Here is a 15,808-nt window from a genome sequence, read left to right on the forward strand (position 1 = left end):
GTGACACTGTGAGCACCCTGCCCCTGATCACCTACGTGGAACAACCCGCCCCCGACCGCGCGACGAAGGCCAGGTCCACCCGGCGGCTCCCCGTGACCTGCGCCGACTCCCGGGCCGACGCGACTGCGGCCGTGGCCGTGGCCGTTGGGAAGGTCGGTGGCACCGATCATCCCTTGTGGGTAAAGTTGCCAGTTGACATGGGACCGGAACTCAAGCATCTCCGGTATTTCGTCGCCGTTGCGGAGGACCTGAGCTTCTCCAGGGCCGCCCGGCGGCTTTATGTCTCGCAGCAGGCGCTGAGCCGCATCATCCAGCAGCTCGAACACCAGCTCGGCGTCAAGCTATTCGAGCGCACCACCCGCAGCGTGCGGCTGACCTTCGCGGGTGAGGCGATGCTCGGCCCCGCGCGGCAGTCGATCGCCGCGGCCGAGGACGCACTCAAGACCGCCCAGCGGGCCGGCAACGGCGGGTATCAGCGCTCGCTGCGGGTCGACATCTCCTCCAGTGGCCTGCAGACCGGGGCAGTTCTGCTGCGCCACTTCCGGCGACTGCACCCGCAGATTCCGGTGTTGCAAATCGAGGAGGGTGTCACCCGCGGCCTGGTCGCCCTGCAGGAGGGCCGCCTTGACGTGCTGCTCGGGCTGGCCACTCACTGTCCGATCGAGATTCCAGCCGAGGTGATCCGGCGGGAGACGATCGTGCTGGGCATGGCCGCCGACCATCCGCTCGCGGATCTGGAGGTCGTGCCGGTGTCGCGGCTGGCCGACTTCGAGCTGCTGCTGCCCACCGAAGAGGTGGCCGTCGAGTGGGTCGAGTTCGTCGCGCAGTTCTGCCGGCAGGCGGGCATCCGAGTGCGCAGGTGGCCGGGCGTCACTTACGGCTCGCATGGCGCGGCGGACGTGCTGCGCGAGAGGCTCTGCGTCACACCGACGACGCGCTGGAACGAACCGCCTGCCGACCTGGTGTTCCGCCCGCTCGTCCAGCCTGTGCCGGTGTTCAGCTGGGCCATGATGATCGCACCTGCCGTCGAGAACACGCCTCAGGTCAGAGCCTTCGTCGAGTGCGCCCGCCTGGTCGCCAAACAGTACGACTGGCTGCTGCCACGCGAAGACGACATGTTCCGGGGAGCCGACGCGACGTCGTGAAATCTGCCGTACCTGAGGCGGACCCTGGGTGAGCGTGACGATCACATAACTGACATTGGCCGTATCGGACACTTCATCGGGCCGGCCACTCAGGCGGTTCCCCGGTGCATGCGAATCTGAATCAGCTCTCCGTTCGGCTTGGAATTACTCAGCTAATACGCATGGCATTCTTTGCCGCGTGGCGATGCATTTGTGTTACGGTGGAATACGCGAACAGTGGACGCACGGCCGGTGAACATCGGCCACCGTCGGAGATGTTTGACGGGATTCACATGAATACACAGGAACATCGCATCGAGCTCACATACGCGTCGGACCACGTCGTGGTGCGAGTCAATGACACGGTCGTCGCGACCTCCTCCCGGGCGCTTGTGCTCACCGAGACGAACTGCCCACCGCGGTACTACCTGCCGCAGGAGGATGTGAAGATGGATCTGCTGCGTTCGACGACGACGACGTCGCACTGCCCGTACAAGGGAGATGCGGTGTACTGGTCGGTTGACACCGGCGAGGCTCCGGTTGAAGACGTCGTCTGGTCCTACCCGGAACCATTCGCGCAGGTCGAGCAGATCAGGGGACGGCTCGCCTTCTGGGCCGAGAAGCCGGGTGTCACCCTGGAAGTGAACGGGCAGGTCGCGTAAGCAACCTCATGGCCCGCCGCCTCGCCGGCGAATCCACCCCCACCTGGCGAGGCACCTGAAACCACATCAGACGGAACAGGCAGGATCAAACCTCCTCTCAGGGGGCGGGTCGGAGAGATTGGAACGAGGGCCGACGTTGGTGGCGTTCGCGCTGGTCGACGGCGCCACCACAAGGTCTGCCGCGCTCGGCACCGAAAATCTGTGTTCGCGACAGTAGACATTTGTTACTGCCGGGGCTAGTGTTTCTCGCATCGTAAGGAACGGTTCGGCCGGGCAGCGGAAGTACTGGCACCACGATGAACTGCCCGGAGCACGATGAAGTCGGAAGTTGATGGCAGCAGGTCGGACGTGACGGGCCAGCGCAGTGGTTAGGGGCCCTGATCGTGGACGCGCTGCCGCAGGTGAAGCCGGACAGTGGTCCGGAAAAAGAGATGAAGGGAGTGTTTGACGCCATCAGGATCGCCCGTTGCCGGCTGAGTCTCGCCGCTCGGGTACCGCAGCTCCACAGATAGGAAGGTGGTCTACGGTCACGCATCCGCGATCCCCGCACCCCCGCCGCTCAGTACGGCGGATGCGGAAAACAGTGAGCCGGCCAGATGGCCGGTAGATGGTGTTGAACTCTTCGGGGCCCCGGCGCGACAGACGCCGGGGCCCCCTGTTCGCATGATGAAAGGAATCTATGGATCAAACACACCCAGCCGGTGACGAGCGCGCTGCTGCCAGGACCACACACAGCACCGCGCACAGCGCCGAAGACCGGTTCGATGATGAGGACTACCCCGCCTACAGCATGGGCACGGCCGCGGAGATGCTCGGGGTCAGCCCGTCGTTTCTACGGGCTCTCGGCGCCGCCAAACTGATCGAGCCGAAACGCTCCAGCGGCGGTCACCGACGCTACTCCCGCTACCAACTGCGCCTGGCTGCGCGCGCCCGGGAACTCGTCGATCAGGGCACTCCTGTGGAAGCCGCCTGCCGGATCATCATCTTGGAAGACCAGCTCGCCGAGGCGCTGCGCATCAACGAAGCCCGCACGACCGGAGACTGATACCGGCGGCTTCGTCACCCCTGCGCCTGATCTCCAATCGCGTTACCAGCATGTGGGAGCTGTGCGCCTGGCCGCCGCAAGGGGCCAGGCCAATCCTCTCCGCCATGGTTTATGGGGAGTCGACATCCTCGTCCGATGTCCCCCGTCGGGACGGTGCCTGCACCACCTGGATGGCCTCCTCCACCGACGGCTCCACCCGGAACGCGCTCCGCAATCCCCTGATCATCAAGATCCGCTCCATCACGGGCGGAATGCTCGACAACACCAAGCTGCTCTGCTGTTCGCGGCTCTGTTTCAGCAGCAGCACCAGCACGCCGACGCCCATGGAATCGCAGAAGGTCACGCCGCTCAGGTCCAGGACCAGCCCAGCGGTCTTGTCGTCTGCCAGGCGTCCTTCACCTGGCGGTGCAGCAGGCCCGCGGAGTTGTAGTCGACCTCGCCAGCCGCGCGCGCGACGATGAAGTCCTCGTGCAGCCCTATCGAGACGGTGAAGCGCTCGGAGGAACCGTCTTCCTCATCCATGGAACATCATCCTCGGCCACAGCCAGACGACGAGCAATCCGAAGGCTCTCGGCTACCCAGCCGAAATGGCATGATCACGACGACTCATCAGGTCCTGACACAGGCACCTGGCGTTCAATCTCGCAGGAACACCGGCTAGGCCCGGATACGCCCAGGACCCGGGCGTATCCCAACATCTCCGAGGTCCTTCTCCGCCGGGCGGTCACCAACTGCTACCCGAATCGTCGGCCGTTGCGTCCCACCCGACGATTCACAACCGGTGCGGTGATGGTCACGGGGATCCCTGACGGAGCCTGGGCGCCCGTGATACGTCTTAGTTCGGCCTCACCCGAACGGACCTGACTGGTCTGCGGGACGATACCGGCGTCGGCCATCAAGCGGCTCATGGCACGGCGCTGGTTGGGCAGGACGAGGGTGACGACGCTGCCGGACTCGCCGGCGCGGGCGGTGCGGCCGCCGCGGTGCAGGTAGTCCTTGTGGTCGCTTGGCGGGTCGACATTGACGACGAGGTCGAGGTTGTCGACGTGGATGCCGCGAGCTGCGACGTTGGTCGCAACCAGCACCGTGACGTGGCCGCTCTTGAACTGGGCGAGGGTGCGGGTTCGCTGGGGCTGGGACTTGCCCCCGTGCAGCGCGGCGGCACGTACGCCGCTGTCCAGTAGCTTTTCGGTGAGCCGATCCACGGCGTGCTTGGTGTCAAGGAACATGATCACCCTGCCGTCGCGAGCAGCGATCTCCACAGTGGTGGCCTGCTTGTCGGCGCCTTGAATGTGCAGCACGTGGTGCTCCATCGTGGTGACCGCGCCCGCCGAGGGGTCAACCGAATGGACCACCGGGTCGGTCAGGTAGCGGCGTACCAGCAGGTCGACGTTACGGTCCAAAGTGGCGGAGAACAGCATCCGCTGGCCCCCGGGGCGCACCTGGTCGAGCAGATGGGTGATCTGAGGCATGAAGCCCATGTCGGCCATCTGGTCGGCCTCGTCCAGCACGGTGATGCCGACCTGATCGAGGCGGCAGTCGCCGCGCTCGATGAGATCCCTGAGCCGTCCCGGGGTCGCGACGACGACCTCGGCACCACCGCGCAGCGCTTGGGCCTGCCGGCCGATCGGCATACCGCCGACGACGGTGGCCAGCCGCAGCTTCAGTGACCGGGCGTACGGGCCGAGCGCGTCGGTGACCTGCTGGGCCAGCTCCCGAGTGGGAACGAGGATCAGGGCCAGCGGCCGCCGCGACTCGGCGCGCTGCCCGGCGGTGCGGACGAGCAAGGCCAGGCCGAAGGCGAGGGTCTTGCCCGACCCGGTGCGCCCCCGCCCCAGGACATCCCGGCCTGCCAGGGAGTTCGGCAGCGTGGCCGCCTGGATCGGGAACGGGGCCTTCATACCCAGGCTGGTAAGCATCTTCGTCAGCGCGGGCGGCATGTTCAGTTCAGCGAATGTCACGGCTGCCGGCAGGGCCGGGGTGACGGTGACCGGCAGTGCGAACTCCCCTTGGAGCGCGGCGGGACGCCGCCCGTGACCATCGGAACGCCTGGGGGTGCCTGAACGACCCAGAACCGGCGAGCCGAATCGGTCGCCCCTGTCGGGGTTGGCAGAGCCGCCCGTGCGGGTGGGGGAGTAGCGGTCGTGCTTGCGAGTTGCATGGTTCATACAGAACCTTCCTCGATGCGGCACGTGTCAAGGATTCTCGGCGCGATGAGCGGCGCAAGAATGGCGACATGAGCCGAAGAAAAACGAGCCGAGCCGACGGAAAACAGCCTGGCGTCGTGTGTCGAAATCGTCGGCATTCGCCGAGAATAACGGCGGCTGGGATGCCGATCAGAGAGCTGGAGCGGACTTATGCCCGAACCGGAGCCATTAGTGGTCCATCCGGTGTGCGGCGGAAGAACAGACAGGTTTGTGAGGCCGTCACGGCGCATCGGGTACCACGAAAGCAACGCGCTGGGGCCCACACCTTACGGCGCGGGCCCCAGCTGCGTGGTGCGTCAGTGTCAGGCGGCGACGATGTTCTCGGCCTGGGGGCCCTTCTGGCCCTGGGTGACATCGAAGGCCACCTTCTGGCCCTCATGCAGCTCGCGGTAGCCGCCCTGAGAGATGATGTTGGAGTAGTGCGCGAAGACGTCGGCGCCGCCGCCGTCCTGCGCAATGAAGCCGAAGCCCTTCTCCGCGTTGAACCACTTCACGGTGCCAGAAGCCATGTTGATCTCCTCTTGATAGGTGTAGCCGAAATCCGCACTGTCACGAATTCCGCGTTGCCGCGATAGAGGCCCACCCGGAGAAGACCGGCAAACAAAAAAAATGCACCTGAGGGGCTACATACCGTCAGGTGCACACAAGTTCATCATGGGTACCACAACTGCAACTACATCCAACCTAGCACACCCGGGGCGTGATAGGCACCCCGCCGCTCTCCGCCTGGGCGAATCGCATCCGCGCGGCGCCCCACCCCGCCCCCGCATCTCGGCCCAGTGCTCCCGAAGCTGCGGCGAGGGGCATAGCCAGGTTTGATCCTTTCCGTTCCGTCTGATGTGGTTTCAGGTGCCTCACCGGCGAATCCACTCCCACCTGGCGCGGCGCACAACCCGAAGCAGACGGAACACGCGTGATCAAACACCCCCTAAGGCGGTCGTACGGCCCCGGCGTAGTCGCTTCGGGACATCGGCGCGATCCGTACGTGGCTGCCGGTGTACGGAGCATGGACCATCTTCCCCTTGCCGATGTAGAGGCCCACATGGTGGATCGTGTCGGGATTTCGGGGGTTGTACGCGAAGAAGACCAGGTCGCCTGGTTGGAGCTGGGAGCGGTCGACGTGCTTGCCCGAGTGCCACTGGGGGCCGGTGGAGGAGCCGATGCGGACGCCTGCCTTGCTCCATGCGTACTCGGTGAGGCCGCTGCAGTCAAAGCCCTTGGTCCTGGCGCCTCGGCCGGTGCCGAAGCTCGGCCCGCCTGGCCCGCCGCCACCCCAGGAGTAGGGCACGCCGATCATTCGAAGCGCGGCTCTGACAGCGATCGCACCTCGCTCAGAGGGCCTCTCGATCAGCACGTTTCCGTCAGAGATCGTCTCGTTGGCAGGGTTGTTCGCCCTGAGTTTCAGTTCCTCGCAGAGCCGGCCCGCGACGGTGGTCACGATGTCATCAGCGCGTTTCCTGATCTCGTCAAGGTCGGGCTGCTTGCTTGAGTCCTGGCCGGTCAGGTCCCTGGCGATACTGGCGACGAGCGCGTCACGCGGAACGCCGAGCCCGGCTGCGGCTTGGATACTGCCCCGCATGTCGTCGCTCGTGGGGGTGTCCACGGCCGCTCGCCTGGGTGATCCGCTCTTCCACGGCAGGGCGACCAGCGCCTTGGCACGCGGTTCGTGCTTGGCGTAGGCGTCGCGCAGGTCCTCGCGGGGGTGCTGGACGAGTGCTGCGGCCTGGGTGAGCGTCATGTGCTCCCCAGCCGGGGATCTCGACCAGGCGCGTGTAGAAGGAGCGAGCTGCGTGGGAGGGGTCGGTGACCTGTTGCTTCGTCCCCCAGCCTTGCGACGGCTGCTGCTGAAACAGTCCGTACGAGCCGGTGCCGGTCTTTAAATTGGTAAGACTGCTTTCCTGAATCGCGGTGCCGAGGGCGACCTCGGCGGCTCGCCTGGGCAGCCCTTTCGCGACCTGCTGCGAGGAGAGCCCGAAGCGGGCAGCGGGCACTTGCCGTACCGCGTCAGGTGGGGCGGCGTAGGCGCAGATCGCAGTTCGGAGCTTGGCCGTGTCGGCAGCGGTGAAGACGTACTTGGCTCCGCCGCCTATGGCGGCGATGACGACGACCCCGCACACCAGGCAACCGCCCGTCGCGGTGAATTTGCCGACCCCGAGCTCTGCGATCAAGCGCGCCTCTGCTGGCCGAAGTGCCGTGCGAGTTCGGCGAGGCGCAGCCGCCCGTCCGTACGATTGCCCGGAAGCCAGACGGCGTCGTGCGGTTCCTGGCCCTCGACGGCGGTGGCGACGGGTACCGACACGATGGAGCTGCGGGCGGGGTGATCAGGCTCCACCTACGGCCGGCAACGCTGAGCAGGCCCTTGGCGATCACCCCGGAGTCGGAGCGCCCCCGCCCGGAGGCGTTGGTCGTTGGACTTCCTCGATCTCACGCTGCGGACTTGGAGAGCTTGGTAAGGCCCTCGCAAGGAGCGGGATGTGAAGCGTTACCAGGCTCTATGCGTCGAACCAGCGGAACCAGATCGGCGTGTCTATCCCCGCCTGCCAGCGTTGGTAGGCGGCTTGGCGCTGCTCTGGCGTCACCAGCGGCTCTTCGTGTTTGAGCCAGTCGAGATACCACTCCCCGAAGGTCGCGGGCTTTCCGGCGTCATTCAGGAGTGGGTTGAGACGGTCGCATGTTGCGCGCCCATCGAACCACATGGTGCCGCGCATAGGTCCGCTGGCTACGAGGAGTGTGTAGAAGCCGCAGCCGTCGTCGCAAAGGAAGATCGCTCCTGTGGTCCGGGCCTCTCCTGCTGCTTCGGCCGCCCTCTCCCATTCGTCGTGGGCCGCTTGATAGGCCGCGGTTGATGCGTAGTCCTCATACTGCGGCTCTTTCGACCAGATCTCTTCACAGGCTGCCAAAGCGGTGTCGTGATCGGGGAAAGGGACGTGCAGGTTGGCATGCTGGGTGGAAGTGTCCCCGTCCCAGTGCCAACCTGTTTGACCGAGGCGCAGCGTACGGGCTCGGCCGCCTGCGCTGACGGTCAGCAGGTACTGCCGGTAGTCATCGGGGAACGTGACGCCGAACTGCTTCTCGGCCTGGTGCACCTGCGCCTCGGCAAGGGCTGGAGGCAGGAGGTCATCGCTGCTCGTGCCGGGTCTTCGCCGCGCGTACAGAGCGATGGTCCGCGCTCGGACCTCGTTCCAGTCCACTTTCTGCATGCCAGGCAAGATAGCTCGGCAAGTACGCACGGTCGGGGAACGCCTGTCCGCGCGGCCCGAGCTGCTGGCGGCCGGGACCGGCCCCCAGTCCGCACGCCCGGCCGCCGAGCGGGCGCAGGGCCGCGAGGCAGCGCGGAGCGCCGCCCTTGACTTCTATGAGCGTAATTCGGCAGTACGACCACTGAAGCTGCTGTCCTGTCCCGCGACATGCTTGACACATCAGTCCCAGGACATGTTTGACAGGTGCCGGTGTCGGTCGATCTTTCGTGCGTTGTTTGCGGGTGGCGCGCGTCAGGAGGCCGGGATTGGCCCTGGTCGATTTGTCAGTTGTCGAGCAGCGTTATCGGGCGGTTTTGGCGGTCCTCGCCGGGGCGAGTGTGAGCGAGACCGCCGCCCAGGTTGGGGTGTCGCGGCAGACGATGCATTCCTGGCTGCGCCGCTATCGGGAATCCGGTTTGTCGGGGTTGGCCGACCGTTCTCGCCGGCCGAAGTCGTCGCCGTCGCAGTTATCGGCGGAGGTGGAGGCGGTGGTGTGTGAGCTGCGGCGCGAGCATCCGCGGTGGGGTCCGGTCCGGCTGGTGCACGAGGCCCAGCGCCTGGGGGGTGGATCCGGTGCCGTCGCGGATGGCGGTGTATCGGGCGCTGGTGCGCCACGGGCTGGTGAGTGCGCGGCAGCGGCGCAAACGCCGGGAGGACTATCTGCGGTGGGAGCGGCCTGCGCCGATGCAGTTGTGGCAGATGGACATCGTCGGCGGGGTGTTCCTGGCCGACGGCACCGAGGCGAAGGTCGTCACCGGGGTCGATGACCATTCCCGCTACTGCGTGATCGCCTCTGTGGTGGCTCGTCCGACGGGGCGGGCGGTGTGCCTGGCCTTCGCGGCGGCGCTGCGGGCCTTCGGGGTGCCGGAAGAGGTGCTGACGGACAATGGCAAGCAGTTCACCGACCGGTTCGGCAAGGGCGGGGAGGTGCTGTTCGACCGGATCTGCCGCGACAACGGCATCACGCATCGGCTGACTCAGCCGCGTTCGCCGACCACGACGGGGAAGGTCGAGCGGTTTCACCAGACGCTGCGCCGCGAGCTGCTGGACGACGCGGTGCCGTTTGAGGACCTGGCGGCGGCGCAGGCCGCGGTGGACGCCTGGGTGATCGAGTACAACACCCGGCGGTCGCATCAGGCGATCGGCATGGCATGCCCGGCCGAGCGGTTCACGCCCACGGCCGACCCCCGCGAGGAGTTGCTGCCGCTGCGGCTGCCCGGCGCGCTCAAGGCAATCGACGGTCAGGCCGTCGATCAGTGTGCCCCGCAGCAGCCGTCCCCGTCGCCGGATCCCACTTCGCCGGCCGCTCTCGCCGAGCCCACAGACCTGGTCGACGGCGAGGAGCCGGTCAGGGCGTGGTCGGGCGGGCCGGTGGAGTTCGACCGCGTCGTCCCCGCCAGCGACACCACATTGACCATCGAACTGCCCGACGACACCCGCGTGGTCCGCCGCACCACCACTCAACCCGTCCGCAGCGTCAAAGCGGCCCGGCCCCGCAAGGCCGGTCATGTTTCCTAGGGCGCCCGTCAAGCATCTGGTGGGACAGAACTGTCAATCATGTCGTGGGACTAGACAGACCACTGAAGCTGCAGAACTTGGATTTGCTCTTCCCATCGGCATCGGCTGCTGGCGTCTCCCCAGATGGTGGGCGGACCGTACCGGCCGGCAATCTCATTGCTGGCTGTCGTCTATCTCTTCATATAGGTCCTGTCCGTTGGACCAGCGGCTCAGCCATTCCGCCAACGTGGGAACCGTAAGAACGATTCCAGCTTCGATGGGTCCTTCCGGATAATCCCAGCCAGAACCATCCCAGAGCGAGACGGGGTTGCCAGGATGAGTAAGTGAGACGTACCAGTAAAGTGTGCATCCACCGCCCGCGATGGGGAACCCCATGACCTCGCTTACCTCGCGCGACTCCTCGTATGCCTCTACAGCATTTGGTCCAACTCCGCCAAGGCGGCAACCCTGGGGAGTGATCCCCAGAAGCCCGTCCTCTGGGCCAGGGCCGAATCCGCCATCGCTGACCTCCAAGTAAACGCGTTTAAGAAGGAGGGGGAGGGGATGGCCGATACGTTGTTCGCAAGTGACAACGTCGGCCAACGACGCGGGGGAATAGGGCGGCCCATGTGGACTGTTGCGAAAAAACGCTATCGCTTCTGGCGCTCCGGCTCTCAAGGGAACCTCCCATAGGCTGTCGTCGGGCTCAGCTGACTGCATGTTTGCAGAGGAAAGAATGGGTGGACTGTCGGGGAAGAAAGGCGCTTCCCCCGTTTCGATCGTCTGCCGTTCGTTCGGCTCTGGAGCGAGTGGAAGTTCGCTTCGAGTATCACCCGATTTGGTCCGACTTCGCAGAGATACGAACCGCTTCCTGACCTGGTCTCCGTACTCACGCTTGAGCCAGTCCAGCGGCACCCAAACGGTGTCGTGGCGCCGGGCGGGATCGTAAGCTCGGCGACGAAGCCGCCGAATTAAATCATCGTGCGACATGATCGACAGTATGCCAGGCCGCTGTGTGCGGCAATCAGACCCGCCACTGTAGATGGAACCGGTGGCGCTCCCGGTACAGATAATCAATCAGGGAAGATCGTGAGGTGGCGACGATGAACGCAATCGAGGTTCGTGTGACGAAGTGACAGCCGGGACGAGGCCGAGCGGATTGCTTCTGCCGTCGTGGCTCGGCGTCTGGCGGCTTGTGCGCAGGTCGTTGCGCCGATCTCCTCTACCTACTGGTGGGCGGGTGAGGTTCAGCAGGCGGAGGAGTGGTTGTTGCTCATGAAGACGACTGCTGATCGCTTCGAGGACCTTGCGGCTTGCGTGCGTGAGCTGCACTCGTACGAGGTGCCTGAGATCGTGCGGTTCCGATCGTGCAGGGGACACCGGACTACTTGGAGTGGATCAGGCGGGAGACGGTCCCAGAGCGAGACGAGTAGCGCGGATGTCGCCGAGTAGTTCGCGGGCGGCATAGTCTGGCCGGGCGGCAAGGGCCTTCTCCACCTTGGCGAGGTGCTGCATGCCCCAGGTGGATTCGGTGCGCTGGGCTGCTTCGAGTGCGCGGCGGGCGTAGGTGATTCCCTCGGTCACGTCGCCGAGCTGGAGCTGTGCTTGTGCGATGTCGGCGTAGACGACGGACACGCGCTTTTGGTCCTCGTCCTGGCCGAGAGCGGCAAGGGCGGCTTGGCCGGCCTCTGCCACGTGCTGCTCGTCGCTCGGCAACGTCCGCAAGCTCAAGACTGGGGCGTACCGACTGAGGTTCCAGCGGCACGGCGAGATGCGCACTCATCCTGAGATATTCGCCACACGAGGCGAGGCGGAACGGGCGCTGTGGAAGATGGGCGCGGATGGGCGGGCCGACTGCACCCAGGACAGACGTTTCCGCGCCCTGGTGCTGCTCGCCACCTTCGCCAGTCTGCGATGGGGTGAGGTGAGCGCCCTTCATCGCAGTGACCTCGACCTGGATTCCGGGACGGTGCGCGTTCGGGCCGCCTTCGTTGAGCGCTCCACCGGTGAACTGGTTCTCGGCCAGCCCAAGTCCAAGGCCGGACGGCGGATCGTGGGCATCCCTCAAGCGATCGTCCCCGCGCTGCGGGAGCACCTTGCTACCTACGTGCAGGACGAGCCGGGCGCGCTGCTCTTCCCTGGTGCCAAGGGCGGCCCGCTGCGGCGGAGCGGCTTCAACACCCGTACGCGCTGGGTGGACGTGGTCAAGGAGATGGGCCTCCCTGGTCTCCATTTCCATGATCTGCGTCACACCGGAAACATGCTGGCGGCAGAGTCTGGCGCGGGGCTCAAGGACCTCATGGCCCGGATGGGTCATGACAATGTCCGGGCCGCGATGATCTATCAGCACGCCGTACGCGGCGCCGACAAGACGATCACGGATGCGATCGACCGGCATATCAGCGGGGCCGGCGACGAGGACGAGGACGGATCGGCGGCCGTCCTGGTCCCCGTGGGCTAATTGCACGCTAATTGCACGGAAGATCGAACAGGTGCGAGAAATGATCAAGGCCCGGGTCGGGGAATCTGTCCCTGACCTGGGCCTTCGTTCGTGGAGCGGGTGACGGGAATCGAACCCGCGCTGTCAGCTTGGGAAGTCTTTCAAGATCACGCCATCTGAGCTGGGCAAACACTGACCTGGGCCTATGGCGGTCGAGTCACCGTGAGTCCCCGCAGCTTCCCGGTGCTCGCCAACCGAACGGGCACGCAACGGGCACGAGTGAAGCATGCCGAAGCACCGTGAGCCCCTGCTATTGGCGACCTATTTGCGACGTCGGTGCTGTCCCAGTACTTGATCGCACCTCGTGTAATGCCGTGAGACTGTCTTCTCATAGGCGCAACTCAAGGTGCTCAATTTCGGGCGGCCTGAATGTCGGTTCCGGCCCCTCTTGTTGCTCAATGTATGGAGGGCTCCTCCTGGGGGCGATACTCTAGCAGGTGGCCGCCCTTGCGTGGAAAGACTCGAATCGGTGGAGGTCGAATGGGTGCTGACGACAAACTCCCTTCTGCGTCTCAAACGATACATGAAGGCGATGAAGGCCTGATAGCCGCTGCTTACTTAAGAAGGTCATTAGTGGAAGTGGCGGTTCGCACGGAGGATGAGTGGACTAGGGCGCGCAAAAAGTCTCTAGGCCTGTATGTGGTCGCGCTCGCCCTGGCTGTTATCATAGGCATCGCTCTGAATGGGTGGGGTCTGGAGCTTCCTGCGCTACTCAATGCCTTCGTTGCTACATTCTCGGCGATAGTTGGTGCCGCTACAGGTCTTTTATTCAGAGCTCGGGACAAACGTGATAGCTATCGCGAACTTGCCGATCTCGAAGAGACGCTAGCCTCTGATGTTGAGCGGTTGAAGAGTAATAGACGGGATGCTTCAAACGGCCGTCAGGGTAACGAGACGGCGGCGGATGCATGAGCGCTGGTCCTCTGCCGCCCCCAAACTCGATGCCAGCTGCAGCTGCAGTATCTGGGATTGTTCCTAATCTGATATCACCCAATCCATCCGGATTCTCTCCTGAAGCGGCTAGAGAGTTCGCAAGGATAAGTCACGCCTACTTGATTAGCCTGGAGGAAGCAAGCCGTACAATCGCGCGCGGCAATAACTTGGACACAGTCTCCGCGCATCACATACGGCTTGCCAGTGAGGCGCTCAACTCCAAAGCGGGGAGTAGTAAGTTCCGGCGTCTCAGCGAATTGGGAGCTCTGCTTATAGGGGCTGCTTTAGGATACCTTGGCAACATAGTAATTGGCTCCGCCTATACATGGGGAAATGCACTTATCTTTTTTATACCTTTGGCGATAGGCAGTGCTCTCTATGCGTACAGTATGGGACGAGATTGAGAAGTCGATCGAGTCTGGCTCGACCGCGGGCCGCGCTGATTTATAAGCACGCCGCGATGGAACGGACCGGGCCAATCGCCGACGAGCTCGGGAAGCTCGCCGAGGAGGCGCTGGGCAAGCAGGATTCAGACGGATGGCGCACGTAACGGGCAGGGAAGATTGAAATGGTCCTGGAAACGATCAAGCCCTCCGTCCCTGACCAGGGCACTCGTGGGTGGAGCGGGTGACGGGAATCGAACCCGCGCTGTCAGCTTGGGAATTGCATGGATCACGGCCCGTGCTGGCACTGAGCTGGGCATCGAGCCGGTCATGAGTGACCGTGGTTGCCCCCTCGTTACTCCGGCTAATGGCACGCTAATGGCATGACGATCAAGGGGGCTGACCGCAGTGTCCGTAGCTCACTCGTCGTAGAGGAAGCTGCGGACCTCTCGTGCGAGGTTGGTCAAGTCCTCTCCAGGCGATATGGAGGTGCGAACTGTGACAGACCAGATGTCGTTCGGATCGTAGCTCGGATTGGGAAAGCGGAGGGTCCAAAGGAGCTCCACCAAGTGACCTGAGTGGCTGGCTTCCAGCTGAAGGTCAGCTCTGTGAGATGTCCATGTCCGTGTTCCGGCCCACCCTCTGAAGTCCGTCACCAGTTCCTCAAGGAAGTCGGCGAGCCCATCTCCCATGATGGTCTCCACGGCTACCTCGGCTTGGAGCCCGGCTGACTCGGCCTGAGCGGAGAAGAACATCAAGGCATCGTCGTGTGGTCGCTCGCACTCGATGAGCCTGATGAGAGTCACTCCTGGGCCTGGTATTTGAACCTCGGGGGTGGAGCGTTCATCCATCGAGCGCTTAATCATGACTGCTCCAGCTCCAGTTCACAACGGCGATCAATTCGTCGTGTCCACAGGAGATCACAGTGTCGCGTACCCGCGTACGCCTCGCCTTCCTGATCACCCCGTGTGCCGTCGACCCGCCCGAAGGGGAAGCGGACCCGGCGGCCTTGGTCTGCTCGGCTTGTCCCGGGTCGATGGCGGGCGGGGTGATCAGGCCCCCTACCTCAGCCAGTTACGGTCAGAGACGATGCGCGGGACTTGGCAGTCACCCCGGAGCCGGAGCCCCCCGCCGGAGGCGTTGGTTGTTTCGCTTGGGCATGTGGAGGGACGGGGTACCGGGGTGCGATCATCATGTCTATGACGTCGATCAGAAAGGGCTATGCCTCGTAGGCGCCCCTCTCAGGTCCGTGCACATGGGTCAGTGTGCGGAACTCACAGAGCCTCGATCCATCAGGTCCCTGGTCTCGGCCGTCGTCCCATGGCCGCGGTGATCAGGCTAGAACACACCAAAATGCGGCCGGGCGAGGTAGCCGAGGCGTTGCTCGCGTGGACACAAGCAGTGGTCCCCGGATCTGCTGACCGGATCGCACCGACATGTATGTGCCCTGAGTGCTGTGGAGTAGCCCCACGCTGGAGGCTTGAGCAGGCGCTCATGGCTTTGCCGCCATGGGCCAGGCCCTACCTGTACTCCTTGGTTCTCCCGCTGGACAGGCGGTTTCTCGCTAGGACGTCGCTGGATCCGCATGCGTCGCCTGAGTGGCCTTGGTGGCAGCGGAGGTGCTGACTTCCGCGGTTTGAGCATGACCGAGTCGTCCGGCTCATGGGTGTGCGGCGGAGATGCGGCCCGAGCTGCCGGCGGCCGGGACCGGCCCCCAGGCCGCATGCCCGGCCGCCGAGCGGGCGACGGGCCGCGAGGCGGCGCGCAGCGCCGCCCTTGATTCCTATAAGCGCAATTCGGCAGGTAGGCATAGCGCTGAGCTGTTCACCGCACTACCGAAGACGGTGTGCCGACTGTTAGCGCCCAAGATCGTTGGTGGTGGGAAGCTTGTATTTCATAGCAAGTTTCGCGTCAAGTCTCTGGATAGCGTCCAGTAAGACACGCATGGATTGCTCAACCGCCTCCCGCGGCGCAGTATTCGCCGATAGCTCGGTCCATGCTGTCATCAATGGCGACCACCACTCGTCAAAACTACGCAGATTATTCGCTAGGTTGCGGAAGCTGGTAATGTCTATTTCTTCAGATGTCACACACTCTGGATGGTGCTCAAAATACTCTATAGCCATTAGGCTGGGATCGGTATAGAGGGTGCGTTTGAGAAACTCAAGCCTCTCTATGCGAGCCCGGTCCGCTCGTTCTATACGTGCGGCCTTAACTC

At 64.4% G+C, this 15,808-nt stretch carries 14 protein-coding genes and 1 pseudogene; 7 read left to right on the forward strand and 8 right to left on the reverse strand.

Going from position 1 to position 15,808, the window contains the following annotated elements; translation table 11 throughout:
* Window positions 1-8 precede the first annotated feature (8 nt).
* The 3 genes from Msi02_RS30750 to Msi02_RS30760 all read left to right on the forward strand — a co-directional run bounded on the left by Msi02_RS30750 (window position 9) and on the right by Msi02_RS30760 (window position 2,831).
* Entirely contained in the window at window positions 9-1,145 is a 1,137-nt protein-coding gene (locus Msi02_RS30750; protein WP_204051465.1) for a LysR family transcriptional regulator, read from the forward strand.
* 161 nt (window positions 1,146-1,306) lie between these two features.
* The gene (locus Msi02_RS30755; protein WP_204051466.1) at window positions 1,307-1,786 is read left to right on the forward strand and encodes a DUF427 domain-containing protein; all 480 of its coding nucleotides are present in this window, start codon (window positions 1,307-1,309) and stop codon (window positions 1,784-1,786) included.
* 790 nt (window positions 1,787-2,576) lie between these two features.
* Complete coding sequence (locus Msi02_RS30760) at window positions 2,577-2,831, forward strand: helix-turn-helix domain-containing protein (protein ID WP_239108837.1); 255 nt, start codon at window positions 2,577-2,579, stop codon at window positions 2,829-2,831.
* A 109-nt stretch (window positions 2,832-2,940) separates the two neighbouring features.
* On the opposite strand, the gene Msi02_RS30765 is transcribed toward Msi02_RS30760, so the two are convergent.
* The 6 genes from Msi02_RS30765 to Msi02_RS30790 form a co-directional block, all read right to left on the reverse strand.
* Window positions 2,941-3,174 (reverse strand): STAS domain-containing protein, encoded by a 234-nt coding sequence (locus Msi02_RS30765; RefSeq protein ID WP_239108832.1) that lies wholly within the window; start codon window positions 3,172-3,174, stop codon window positions 2,941-2,943.
* Between the two features lie 5 nt (window positions 3,175-3,179).
* Window positions 3,180-3,353: a hypothetical protein gene (locus Msi02_RS30770; protein WP_204051468.1), complete on the reverse strand. Its 174-nt coding sequence runs from the start codon at window positions 3,351-3,353 to the stop codon at window positions 3,180-3,182.
* A 212-nt stretch (window positions 3,354-3,565) separates the two neighbouring features.
* Complete coding sequence (locus tag Msi02_RS30775; protein WP_239108833.1) at window positions 3,566-4,999, reverse strand: DEAD/DEAH box helicase; 1,434 nt, start codon at window positions 4,997-4,999, stop codon at window positions 3,566-3,568.
* A gap of 341 nt (window positions 5,000-5,340) precedes the next feature.
* Window positions 5,341-5,547, reverse strand: a complete 207-nt coding sequence (locus Msi02_RS30780) for a cold-shock protein (protein WP_030507808.1) — start codon at window positions 5,545-5,547, stop codon at window positions 5,341-5,343.
* Between the two features lie 419 nt (window positions 5,548-5,966).
* The gene (locus Msi02_RS30785) at window positions 5,967-6,776 is read right to left on the reverse strand and encodes a C40 family peptidase (RefSeq protein WP_204051469.1); all 810 of its coding nucleotides are present in this window, start codon (window positions 6,774-6,776) and stop codon (window positions 5,967-5,969) included.
* 754 nt (window positions 6,777-7,530) lie between these two features.
* On the reverse strand, window positions 7,531-8,238 hold the full coding sequence (locus Msi02_RS30790; protein WP_204051470.1) for an SMI1/KNR4 family protein: 708 nt from the start codon (window positions 8,236-8,238) through the stop codon (window positions 7,531-7,533).
* Between the two features lie 320 nt (window positions 8,239-8,558).
* On the opposite strand from Msi02_RS30790, the pseudogene Msi02_RS43555 reads away from it, so the two are divergent.
* Both Msi02_RS43555 and cutA read left to right on the forward strand, forming a co-directional pair.
* Window positions 8,559-9,618: pseudogene (locus Msi02_RS43555) on the forward strand (IS481 family transposase); the annotation flags it as partial.
* A gap of 1,329 nt (window positions 9,619-10,947) precedes the next feature.
* Window positions 10,948-11,226, forward strand: coding sequence for a divalent-cation tolerance protein CutA (gene cutA / locus Msi02_RS30805; protein ID WP_308441841.1), 279 nt, complete (start codon window positions 10,948-10,950; stop codon window positions 11,224-11,226).
* On the opposite strand, the gene Msi02_RS30810 is transcribed toward cutA, so the two are convergent.
* On the reverse strand, window positions 11,173-11,490 hold the full coding sequence (locus tag Msi02_RS30810) for a hypothetical protein (protein ID WP_204051473.1): 318 nt from the start codon (window positions 11,488-11,490) through the stop codon (window positions 11,173-11,175). The genes cutA and Msi02_RS30810 overlap by 54 nt on opposite strands.
* 115 nt (window positions 11,491-11,605) lie before the next feature.
* On the opposite strand from Msi02_RS30810, the gene Msi02_RS30815 reads away from it, so the two are divergent.
* Together Msi02_RS30815 and Msi02_RS30820 are read left to right on the forward strand one after the other, a co-directional pair.
* On the forward strand, window positions 11,606-12,235 hold the full coding sequence (locus tag Msi02_RS30815) for a tyrosine-type recombinase/integrase (RefSeq protein ID WP_204051474.1): 630 nt from the start codon (window positions 11,606-11,608) through the stop codon (window positions 12,233-12,235).
* A 519-nt stretch (window positions 12,236-12,754) separates the two neighbouring features.
* Entirely contained in the window at window positions 12,755-13,186 is a 432-nt protein-coding gene (locus Msi02_RS30820; RefSeq protein WP_204051475.1) for a hypothetical protein, read from the forward strand.
* A gap of 823 nt (window positions 13,187-14,009) precedes the next feature.
* Here the strand turns inward: Msi02_RS30820 and Msi02_RS30825 are convergent.
* On the reverse strand, window positions 14,010-14,456 hold the full coding sequence (locus Msi02_RS30825; protein WP_204051476.1) for a DUF6228 family protein: 447 nt from the start codon (window positions 14,454-14,456) through the stop codon (window positions 14,010-14,012).
* Window positions 14,457-15,808 lie beyond the last annotated feature (1,352 nt).

It is taken from the genome of Microbispora siamensis (assembly GCF_016863095.1).
GTDB classification, from domain to species: domain Bacteria; phylum Actinomycetota; class Actinomycetes; order Streptosporangiales; family Streptosporangiaceae; genus Microbispora; species Microbispora siamensis.

Bases quoted from the DNA above. Each gene is read 5' to 3' on its own strand.
- Msi02_RS30775 (WP_239108833.1), bottom strand. From the start codon at position 4,999: ATGAACCATGCAACTCGCAAGCACGACCGCTACTCCCCCACCCGCACG.
- Msi02_RS30755 (WP_204051466.1), top strand. From the start codon at position 1,307: ATGGCATTCTTTGCCGCGTGGCGATGCATTTGTGTTACGGTGGAATAC.
- Msi02_RS30820 (WP_204051475.1), top strand. From the start codon at position 12,755: ATGGGTGCTGACGACAAACTCCCTTCTGCGTCTCAAACGATACATGAA.
- Msi02_RS30790 (WP_204051470.1), bottom strand. From the start codon at position 8,238: ATGCAGAAAGTGGACTGGAACGAGGTCCGAGCGCGGACCATCGCTCTG.
- Msi02_RS30815 (WP_204051474.1), top strand. From the start codon at position 11,606: ATGGGCGCGGATGGGCGGGCCGACTGCACCCAGGACAGACGTTTCCGC.
- Msi02_RS30825 (WP_204051476.1), bottom strand. From the start codon at position 14,456: ATGATTAAGCGCTCGATGGATGAACGCTCCACCCCCGAGGTTCAAATA.
- Msi02_RS30770 (WP_204051468.1), bottom strand. From the start codon at position 3,353: ATGGATGAGGAAGACGGTTCCTCCGAGCGCTTCACCGTCTCGATAGGG.
- Msi02_RS30760 (WP_239108837.1), top strand. From the start codon at position 2,577: ATGGGCACGGCCGCGGAGATGCTCGGGGTCAGCCCGTCGTTTCTACGG.
- Msi02_RS30785 (WP_204051469.1), bottom strand. From the start codon at position 6,776: ATGACGCTCACCCAGGCCGCAGCACTCGTCCAGCACCCCCGCGAGGAC.
- Msi02_RS30780 (WP_030507808.1), bottom strand. From the start codon at position 5,547: ATGGCTTCTGGCACCGTGAAGTGGTTCAACGCGGAGAAGGGCTTCGGC.